The organism is Streptomyces pseudogriseolus, from assembly GCA_002154585.1.
GTDB lineage: Bacteria > Actinomycetota > Actinomycetes > Streptomycetales > Streptomycetaceae > Streptomyces > Streptomyces pseudogriseolus.
The window spans coordinates 1-9185 of sequence record MUNG01000245.1 but is presented as its reverse complement, the minus strand read 5'-3'; the positions used below and the strand labels follow the sequence as shown (position 1 = coordinate 9185).

The 9185-nt window shown below is 73.2% G+C and carries 11 protein-coding genes; 7 read left to right on the top strand and 4 right to left on the bottom strand.

Annotated features, from left to right (window positions below; translation table 11 throughout):
- From CCN29_RS21905 to CCN29_RS21890, 4 genes are all read right to left on the bottom strand, one after another.
- A partial coding sequence (locus tag CCN29_RS21905; RefSeq protein WP_442538441.1) for a hypothetical protein occupies window positions 1–702 on the bottom strand: 702 nt, incomplete at its 3' end.
- 194 nt (window positions 703–896) lie between these two features.
- Entirely contained in the window at window positions 897–1133 is a 237-nt protein-coding gene (locus CCN29_RS21900) for a hypothetical protein (protein ID WP_006136841.1), read from the bottom strand.
- 314 nt (window positions 1134–1447) lie between these two features.
- Window positions 1448–2338, bottom strand: a complete 891-nt coding sequence (locus tag CCN29_RS21895; protein WP_086683899.1) for a 2-hydroxy-3-oxopropionate reductase — start codon at window positions 2336–2338, stop codon at window positions 1448–1450.
- A 31-nt stretch (window positions 2339–2369) separates the two neighbouring features.
- A complete protein-coding gene (locus CCN29_RS21890) occupies window positions 2370–3191 on the bottom strand; it encodes a TIM barrel protein (protein ID WP_031023156.1) in 822 nt (273 codons plus the stop codon).
- A 136-nt stretch (window positions 3192–3327) separates the two neighbouring features.
- On the opposite strand from CCN29_RS21890, the gene CCN29_RS21885 reads away from it, so the two are divergent.
- From CCN29_RS21885 to CCN29_RS21855, 7 genes are all read left to right on the top strand, one after another.
- Window positions 3328–3579: a hypothetical protein gene (locus CCN29_RS21885; protein ID WP_006136848.1), complete on the top strand. Its 252-nt coding sequence runs from the start codon at window positions 3328–3330 to the stop codon at window positions 3577–3579.
- On the top strand, window positions 3576–3944 hold the full coding sequence (locus tag CCN29_RS21880) for a helix-turn-helix domain-containing protein (protein WP_006136849.1): 369 nt from the start codon (window positions 3576–3578) through the stop codon (window positions 3942–3944). Before CCN29_RS21885 ends, CCN29_RS21880 begins: the two co-directional genes overlap by 4 nt.
- Before the next feature lie 156 nt (window positions 3945–4100).
- Window positions 4101–4619 carry a 2-oxo-4-hydroxy-4-carboxy-5-ureidoimidazoline decarboxylase gene (uraD, locus tag CCN29_RS21875; RefSeq protein ID WP_086683896.1) on the top strand — a complete coding sequence of 173 codons (519 nt, stop codon included), beginning with the start codon at window positions 4101–4103 and terminating at the stop codon, window positions 4617–4619.
- Window positions 4616–5068 (top strand): hydroxyisourate hydrolase, encoded by a 453-nt coding sequence (gene uraH, locus CCN29_RS21870; protein ID WP_051792167.1) that lies wholly within the window; start codon window positions 4616–4618, stop codon window positions 5066–5068. Before uraD ends, uraH begins: the two co-directional genes overlap by 4 nt.
- A 5-nt stretch (window positions 5069–5073) precedes the next feature.
- On the top strand, window positions 5074–5979 hold the full coding sequence (gene pucL / locus CCN29_RS21865) for a factor-independent urate hydroxylase (RefSeq protein ID WP_031065280.1): 906 nt from the start codon (window positions 5074–5076) through the stop codon (window positions 5977–5979).
- A 117-nt stretch (window positions 5980–6096) separates the two neighbouring features.
- A complete protein-coding gene (locus tag CCN29_RS21860; protein ID WP_086683893.1) occupies window positions 6097–7476 on the top strand; it encodes an 8-oxoguanine deaminase in 1380 nt (459 codons plus the stop codon).
- A gap of 276 nt (window positions 7477–7752) precedes the next feature.
- On the top strand, window positions 7753–9141 hold the full coding sequence (locus CCN29_RS21855; protein WP_086683890.1) for a nucleobase:cation symporter-2 family protein: 1389 nt from the start codon (window positions 7753–7755) through the stop codon (window positions 9139–9141).
- The last annotated feature ends 44 nt before the right edge of the window (window positions 9142–9185 follow it).

Genomic DNA, 9185 nt, shown 5'->3' with positions numbered 1-9185 from the left:
CCCCGCGTCGCCGCGCGCGCGGGCCTCACCGGCCGCGTCCACCGCGGCGGCGGGCGCGCCATACGCCGCTGGTCCCCCGGCTCCGGCGCCGGCGCCGGAGCCGGGGGACCAGCGGCGTAGGGCGCGCGTGCGGCGGCGGTGGACGCGGCCGGTGAGGCCCGCGCGCGCGGCGAAGCGGGGGGCGACCAGGCGGAGGGCCGCCTCGCCGTGCAGGGCGACGGCCAGCAGCTTCGCCTCGTCGGACAGGCCGGCCCGGCTCGCCGGGAGGGGATATGCGGTGCGCAGCGCGTGCACGTGACGGCGGGCCGCCCGCGTGGTGCCCAGCGCCGGCGGGCTCACCATGTCCGTGTCCGCGAGCCCGATCCTCAGCGTGGTCACGGCCCACTGGACGTCCGGGTCGCGCAGCACCTCCCGTACGTCGCACGGATCGTGCAGCCGCCTGTACACCGCGCTCTCCAGATACGGGACGCGCAGCTCCGCCGGGATGTCGTCCTCCAGCGCGAGTACCTCCTCCGGTGGAGGCAGCGGCGGCAGCGCCCTGCCCGCCTCGCTGTCGACCGCCACCACCGTGGCCCGTGCGCCCGCCTCGACGGCCCCGCGCAGATGCAGCGCTACGACGGCGACCGTGACGGCGGCGCGTGGCCCCCCGGCCAGCAGGGCGATCTCGTGCGGCGTTCCCGGGACGCGCTCGGTGTCGGCCATGACAGGACACCCCCTCGGACAGGGGGCCCGCCGCCCCCGTGCCGGCGGGCCCCGTGTGTGCGGGGATGGTTCCGCGCGCGGGGACCGCCGAAGCCTCGGAAGGCCGTGTTCAGAGGTTCATTTGAGGGTGCCGTAGCAGCCCTACGGCCGATGCCGTACGGCATCGGCCACGGACGTCGCCGTACGGCCGCGTCTCACGGCTCGTGGTGTTCGGACAGCCCCGGCCAGTCCTCCGGGCCGCCGCCCTGCCACTCGATGAAGTCCGCGTCCTCGACGTCGGTGACGTACAGGTCGGCCAGGCGCAGGATCTCGCCCACGTCGTCGGTGTGCGTGGCGACGCCCAGCGTCTCGTCGTCGGAGGTGACCCGCCGGGAGCCGTCCAGGGCGGGCGCGTGGACCACGATGTGCGGATGCTCCGTCGGATGTGCCATGCCCCCAGGCTGCTGCGGACCGCGCCGATCCGCACGCCGGGAAGGAGGTGGGCTCGGGGCCGCGGCGGCGGCGACGGCCGCGGGGCGTCTCCCCTCAGGTCGTAGGAGACGGGCCGCGGCGTTGACCACCGCACTGGCTCGCGCGCCGCCGCGGCGCCCTCGCCCCGCCCGCACCGCCACCGTGCCGTACGGCCACACCTAGGGCCGTACGGCACGCCCGTGCGGGCCGTGGGTTCCGGGCGGCGCCGCCGCCTTGGGCGCGACGGGACTGATGTCGGCGCCGGCGCCGCCCGGGGTTCAGAGGGACATGGGGATCAGACCCGGGTGCCCGACAGGCGTTCCACGGCCCGCAGCAGCGCGGAGTGGTCCAGGCCGCCGTCGCCCTGCGCGCGCAGGCTCGCCACCAGCTGGGCGACCACCGCGCCGACGGGCAGCGCGGCGCCCACGTTCCGGGCGGCGTCGGTGACGATGCCCATGTCCTTGTGGTGCAGGTCGATGCGGAAGCCCGGCGTGAAGTCCCGGTTCAGGAAGTTGTCCTTCTTGCGGGCCAGCACGGTCGAGCCGGCCAGCCCCGCGCCCAGGACCTCCAGCGCTGCCGTCAGGTCGACGCCGGACTTCTCCAGGAAGACCACGGCCTCGGCGCAGGCCTGGATGTTCACGGCGACGATCAGCTGGTTGGCGGCCTTCACGGTCTGCCCGGAGCCGTGCGGACCGCACCGCACGATCGTCTTCCCCAGCGCCTCGAACAGCGGCCTCGCCTCGTCGAAGTCGGCCTGGTCGCCGCCCACCATGACGGACAGCTCCGCCTCGACCGCCCCGGCCTCACCGCCGGACACCGGGGCGTCCAGCACCCGGATGCCCTTCTCCTTCGCGGCGGCGGCCAGGTCGACGGAGGTCTGCGGGGTGATCGAGGACATGTCGATCAGCAGGGCGCCGCGCCGGGCGTTCTCCAGGATGCCGTCGGGTCCGTAGGCGACGGCCTCGACCTGCGGAGAGGCGGGGACCATCGTGACGATCACGTCGGCGTCCCGCACGGCCTCGGCGATCGAGGCGGCGGGCGTGCCGCCCGCCGCGGCCAGGCGGTCCAGCTTGTCCTGCTCCAGCGTGTATCCGGTGACCCGGTAGCCCGCCTTGATCAGGTTCTCGGACATGGGGGAGCCCATGATGCCGAGACCGATCCAGGCGATCGTGGGGAGGTTGCTCATGACGGGGGTGCCTTTCGGTGAGGGGCGGGGGTCAGCGGGGCAGCCAGTCGAAGGCCTCGGCGCTCGGGCGGTCGCCCGGCTTGTACTCGAGGCCGACCCAGCCGTCGTAGCCCGCCTTCGTCAGCCGGCCGAGGAGGTCGTCCAGGGGGAGCGACCCGGTGCCGGGCGCGCCGCGGCCGGGGCTGTCGGCGATCTGGACGTGCCCGGTGCGGTCCGCGTAGCGGTCGATCACCGCGGGCAGGTCCTCGCCGTTCCTGGCCAGGTGGTACAGGTCCATCAGGAAGCGCGCGTTGCCCAGTCCCGTGGCCGCGTCGACCCGGTCGGCGACGCCGACCGCGGCCGGCGCCGACACCAGCGGGTAGCGCGGCGACTCGGGCCGGTTGAGCGCCTCGATCAGCAGCACCGCGCCGATCCGGTGGGCGGCGCGCGCGGCGATGACGAGGTTCTCCAGCGCGAGCGCGTCCTGCTCGGCCGGGTCCACGCCGTCGACCCGGTTGCCGTACAGCGCGTTCAGCGCGCGGCAGCCGAGCGACTCGGCGAAACCGGCCGCGACCTCGACGTTCGCCCGGAACCGGTCGGACTCCTCGCCCGGCACGGACAGCGCGCCCCGGTCGGGCCCGGGCAACTGCCCGGCGTAGAAGTTCAGGCCGGTGAGCCGCACCCCCGCGTCCTCGATCGCGGTGCGCAGCCCGTCCAGCGCGGACCGCTCGGGCACGGGCGAGTCGGCCCAGGGCCACCACAGCTCGACCGCGCCGAAACCGGCCGCGGCGGCGGCCGCCGGGCGCTCGAGCAGCGGGAGCTCGGTGAAGAGGATCGACAGGTTGACGGTGAAGCGCTGGTCGGCGAATCCCATCGGGCCGCGCTCCCTTCCCAATCGTGGTCTCCGTGATGAACTTCCGCCGATTTCCGTATTGCGGAAGATTCTTTCTGTCTTCTGGAAGACTGCCCGTGCCGGTGAAGGGCTGTCAAGAGGTCGGTAGGTTGGCCCCGTGCGATTGCGAGTGGAGTTCACGACCGAGCCCTTCGACCTCGACGAGGCGCCCGGGCACGCCGTGGTGGCGCGCGAGGTCATCGAGACGGCCGACCTGGACGCGGTGGACGTCGGGCCGTTCGGCAACACCGCCGAGGGCGGCGCCGACGCGGTGCTGGCCGCCGTGGACACCCTGCTGCGCCGCACCCTGACCGCCGGCGCCACCCGGGTCACCCTCCAGGTCAACGTGGTCGAGGAGGGCGACCGGTGACCGAGGCCGGCGACGGCGCCTTCATCGCGGCCGTGAAGCCGCTGGTCGACGCGATGGGCGGGGAGATGATCCCGCCGGACGAGGCCGGCCCCGACGACGTGGTGCTCACCTGGGAGGGCGCCGCCGCCGTCGCCGTACGGCTGCCGCAGCTCGCGGACTCCCTCGATCACATCCTGGCCGCGCTGGAGCGGCGCAAGGGCATGCCGCTGGCGGAGCTGGACCGCAAGGCGAAGCAGGAGATCGTACGCGGTCTGGAGGCGCGCGGGGCGTTCGCCGTGCGGCACGGCGTGGAGACGGTGGCGAGCGCGCTCGGCGTCAGCCGCTTCACCGTCTACAACTACCTCAACCGCGAGAAGGGCGCCTGAGACGAGGCGCGGTGACCCTCGCCGAGCCCGATCCAGGCGCCTCACCCGAACGTCACACGGATTTTTCAACAAACTGTTGACGCTCGCCGCGTGACGGCGTTCACTGTCGGCACGCCCGTTCGCAGCACACGGCCGTTCGCGGCCACGGAGGCTCCCGTGACGTCGACAGCACCGCCCCCGGGCCTGGCCCGGTTCAACGCCCTGGAGGAGCACGCGGCCCGCACCGCGCTCCTCGAGGTCTGCGCCTCCGCCGCCTGGGCCCGGCGGCTGCTCGCCGCCCGCCCCTACGCGGACCCCGACGCGCTGTACGCCGAGAGCGACGCCGCCCTGGCCGGGCTCACCAAGGCCGACCTGGCGGAGGCGATGGCCGGGCACCCGCCGATCGGCCGCCCGAAGCCGGGAGACCCCACCTCGGCGCGGGAGCAGCGCGGCATGGCCGGGGCCGACGACGGCCTGCGCGCCGAGATGCTGGAGCTGAACCTCGCCTACCAGGAGAGGTTCGGCCATGTGTTCCTGATCTGCGCCACCGGCCGCACCGCCGAGGAGATGCGCGACGCCGTGCGCGAGCGCCTCGGCAACCCGCCGGAGAAGGAACGCGAGATCGTCCGCACCGAACTGGGGAAGATCAACCGCATCCGGCTGGCCCGACTCGTCGAAGAGGACCGACGTCCATGAGCACCGACAGCACCGACACCCCCGCCTCCGACCGCACCGCCTCCGTCACCCCCGCCTCCGTGTCCACGCACATCCTGGACACCAGCGCCGGCCGCCCCGCCGAGGGCGTGGCCGTGCGCCTGGCCGCCCGCCCCGGCCCGCGGGCCGCCTGGCAGGAGCTCGGCGGGTCCTCGACCGACGCGGACGGACGCTGCAAGGACCTGCCGGCCCTGCCCGAGGGAACCACCCAGGTACGGCTCGCCTTCGAGGTGGAGCCGTACTTCCTGAACAACCCGAAGAACCCGAACAAGAAGGCCGAGGCTCAGCAGGACGCCCCCGCGCATCGGGACAGCGGCACCGCGGTGTTCTTCCCGGAGGTGACGGTCACCTTCGCCGTCACGCCCGGCGAGCACTACCACGTACCGCTGCTGCTCAACCCGTTCGGCTACTCCGTTTACCGAGGGAGCTGACACCCATGCCCACGATCCTGGGACAGAACCAGTACGGCAAGGCCGAGAACCGAGTCGTCAAGATCACGCGGGACGGCGCCACCCACCACATCAAGGACCTCAACGTCTCCGTCGCCCTCTCCGGCGACATGGACGACGTCCACTACAACGGCTCCAACGCGAACGTGCTGCCGACCGACACCACCAAGAACACGGTGTACGCGTTCGCCAAGGAGCACGGCATCGAGTCCGCCGAGCAGTTCGGCATCCACCTCGCCCGTCACTTCGTCACCTCGCAGCAGCCCATCCACCGGGCGCGCATCCGCATCGAGGAGTACGCCTGGGAGCGCATCGAGACCTCCGGCGAGGCGCGGCACTCCTTCGTCCGCACGGGCCAGGAGACCCGGGTCACCCAGGTCACCTACGACGGCGAGAGCTGGGAGGTCGTCTCCGGCCTGAAGGACCTCACCGTCATGAACTCCACCGACTCGGAGTTCTGGGGCTACGTCAAGGACCGCTACACCACCCTCAAGGAGGCCTACGACCGGATCCTCGCCACCTCGGTCTCCTCCCGCTGGCGGTTCAACTGGACCGACGACGCGCAGCCGACGCCCGACTGGGACGCTTCGTACGCCCAGGTCAAGCGGCACATGCTGCGGGCGTTCGCGGAGACCTACTCCCTCTCGCTCCAGCAGACGCTGTACCAGATGGGCTCGCGCGTCATCGAGGAGTGCGCGGAGGTCGACGAGATCCGCTTCTCCCTCCCCAACAGCCACCACTTCCTGGTCGACCTGGAGCCGTTCGGCATCAAGAACGACACCCCCGACGGCGCCGTGTACTTCGCCGCCGACCGGCCCTACGGCCTGATCGAGGCCACGGTCCTCAGGGACGGCTGCGAGCCGCGGATCCCCGTGGACCTCACCAACCTCTGACCGCCCCCACATCGGCACCCGTGGCCGGGTACCCGGGCCCCGCACCCGACCCGGCCACGGCACTCAGAACCCCAGGGTCCTGCCGTGCCCTCTCCCCGTACGCGAAAAGGACGCACCATGGCAGCAGACCGGCGCACCGTCATCGAGAACTGCGCGATCGCCACCGTCGACGCGGCGGACACCGAGTACACCACCGGGCACCTCGTCCTCGCCGGCGACCGGATCGAGTCGCTCGGCCCCGGCCCGGCCCCCGAGGGCCTGGAGCACGTGGCCCGCCGGATCGACGCCACCGGCCATCTCATGACCCCCGGCCTGGTCAACACCCACCACCACTTCTACCAGTGGCTCACCCGGGGCCTGGCCACCGACCACAACCTCTTCGACTGGCTCGTCGTCCTCTACCCGACCTGGGCGCGCATCGACGAGGCGATGGTGCACGCGGCGGCCCAGGGGTCCCTCGCGATGATGGCCCGCGGCGGCGTCACCACCGCCATGGACCACCATTACGTGTACCCGCGCGGCTCCGGCGACCTGTCCGGCGCGATCGTCACCGCCGCCCGCGACATGGGCGTCCGCCTCACCCTGGCCCGCGGCTCCATGGACCGGAGCGAGAAGGACGGCGGGCTGCCCCCGGACTTCGCGGTGGAGACCCTCGACGACGCGCTCGCCGCCACCGAGGAGACCGTACGCCGCCACCACGACACCGCGCCCGGCGCGATGACCCAGGTCGCCGTCGCCCCCTGCTCCCCGTTCTCCGTCTCCACCGAACTCATGCGCCAGGGCGCCGAGCTGGCCCGCCGCCTCGGCGTACGCCTGCACACCCACGGGTCGGAGACCGTGGAGGAGGAGAAGTTCTGCCACGAGCTGTTCGGCATGGGCCCCACCGACTACTTCGAGTCCACCGGCTGGCTCGGCGACGACGTGTGGATGGCGCACTGCGTCCACATGAACGACTCCGACATCGCCGCCTTCGCCCGCACCGGCACCGGCGTCGCCCACTGCCCGTCCTCCAACGCCCGCCTGGCCGCCGGCATCGCCCGCGTCCCCGACATGCTCGCCGCCGGCGTCCCCGTCGGCCTCGGCGTGGACGGCACCGCCTCCAACGAGTCCGGCGAACTCCACACCGAACTGCGCAACGCCCTGCTCGTCAACCGCCTCGGCCCGCACCGCGAGAAGGCCCTGACGGCACGCCAGGCGCTGCGCCTCGGCACCCACGGCGGCGCGCGCGTGCTCGGCCGGGCGGACGAGATCGGCTCCCTGGAGCCGGGCAAGCTCGCCGACCTGGTGCTCTGGCGGATGGACACCCTCGCCCACGCCTCCGTCGCCGACCCGGTCACCGCCCTGGTGTTCGGCGCCGCCGCCCCGGTCACCGCGTCCTTCGTGAACGGCCGTCAGATCGTCGAGAACAACCGGCTGCTCACCGCCGACGAGGACGCCATCGCCCGCACCACCGGCGCCGAGGCGCGCCGCCTCGCCCGGATGGCCGGGCACGCCTGACCCCCGCACGTCTCCGGGCCGGGAGGGACGGCTCCCGGCCCGGAGACCGCGGACCCCTACGGGATCCGCGGAGGCCGTCTCCGGGGCGCGCGACCGTGCGCGCCCCGGACACGGCGCACCCCGGGCCCCGGCCCTACAAGCCGCCCGCTCCACCGGACGTCACCTTCCCTCCCCACGCTCGGCCGCACTCGAGCGGGAGGTACCCCACGCCCGCCCGCACCGCCTCCCTGACAACCACGCCGGCCCCGGCGTGCAACCGACCGGAGGAACACCGCAGTGGCCGACCATCCCGTAGACGAGAAACTGCCCGCGCCGAAGATGGCGACGACCGGCCTCCAGCACGTGGCCGCCATGTACGCCGGCGTCGTCGCCCCGCCCCTGATCGTCGGCGCGGCCGTCGGTCTCACCCCCGCCGAGCTCACCTTCCTCACCGGCGCCTGCCTGTTCACCGCGGGCCTCGCCACGTTCCTCCAGACCGTCGGCGTGTGGAAGATCGGCGCCCGGCTGCCGTTCGTCAACGGCGTCACCTTCGCCGGCGTCGCCCCCATGACCGCGATCGTCGCCTCCACCGACGACAAGAAGGACGCCCTGCCCGTCATCTTCGGCGCGGTGATCGTCGCCGGGCTGCTCGGCTTCCTCGCCGCGCCCTTCTTCAGCAAGGCGGTCCGGTTCCTCCCGCCCGTGGTCACCGGCACCGTGATCACCCTGATCGGCGTCTCCCTGCTGCCCGTCGCCTTCGGCTGGGCGCAGGGCGCGAGCCCCGACGCGGACGACTACGGCTCCGCCACCAACCTGGGCCTCGCCGCCGTCACCCTGCTTCTCGTGCTGCTGCTGCGCCGCTTCACCCGCGGCTTCGTCAAACAGATCGCCGTGCTGCTCGGCCTGGTCGCCGGCACCCTGATCGCCGTGCCGTTCGGCGTCACCGACTTCTCCCCGGTCGCCGAGGCTGACCTCGTCGGCTTCCCCACGCCGTTCCACTTCGGCGCACCGCAGTTCCAGCTCGCCGCGATCGTCTCGCTGTGCGTGGTGATGGTCGTGTCGATGACCGAGTCGACCGCCGACATGCTCGCCCTCGGCGAGATCGTCGAGCGCCCCGCCGACGAGAGGACCATCGCGGCCGGGCTGCGCGCCGACACCCTCGGCTCGGCGATCGCTCCGCTGTTCAACGGCTTCATGTGCAGCGCGTTCGCCCAGAACATCGGGCTGGTCGCGATGACGAGGATCCGCAGCCGGTTCGTCGTCGCCACCGGCGGCGGCTTCCTCGTCCTCATGGGCCTGTGTCCGGTCGCCGCCTCGCTGATCGCCGTCGTGCCGCGCCCGGTGCTCGGCGGCGCCGGGGTGGTCCTCTTCGGCTCGGTCGCCGCCAGCGGCATCCAGACCCTCGCCAAGGCGGGCCTGGAGAAGGACAACAACGTCCTGATCGTCGCGGTCGCGCTCGCCGTCGGCGTCATCCCGATCAGCGCGCCCGAGTTCTACCACGCGTTCCCGGAGACCGCCCGCATCGTCCTGGACTCCGGCATATCCACCGGCTGCGTGGTCGCGGTCGCGCTGAACCTCGTCTTCAACCACCTGGGCCGGGGCGGCCGTGAGGCCGCCGACGTCACCCACCCGATGGAGACGGGCGAGGACCTCACCTCCCCGGGGAAGGCGCCGGCGGCCCCCTGAGGCGGATGGCGGCCCGGTCAGGCCCGGGCCGCCATCCGCCTCAG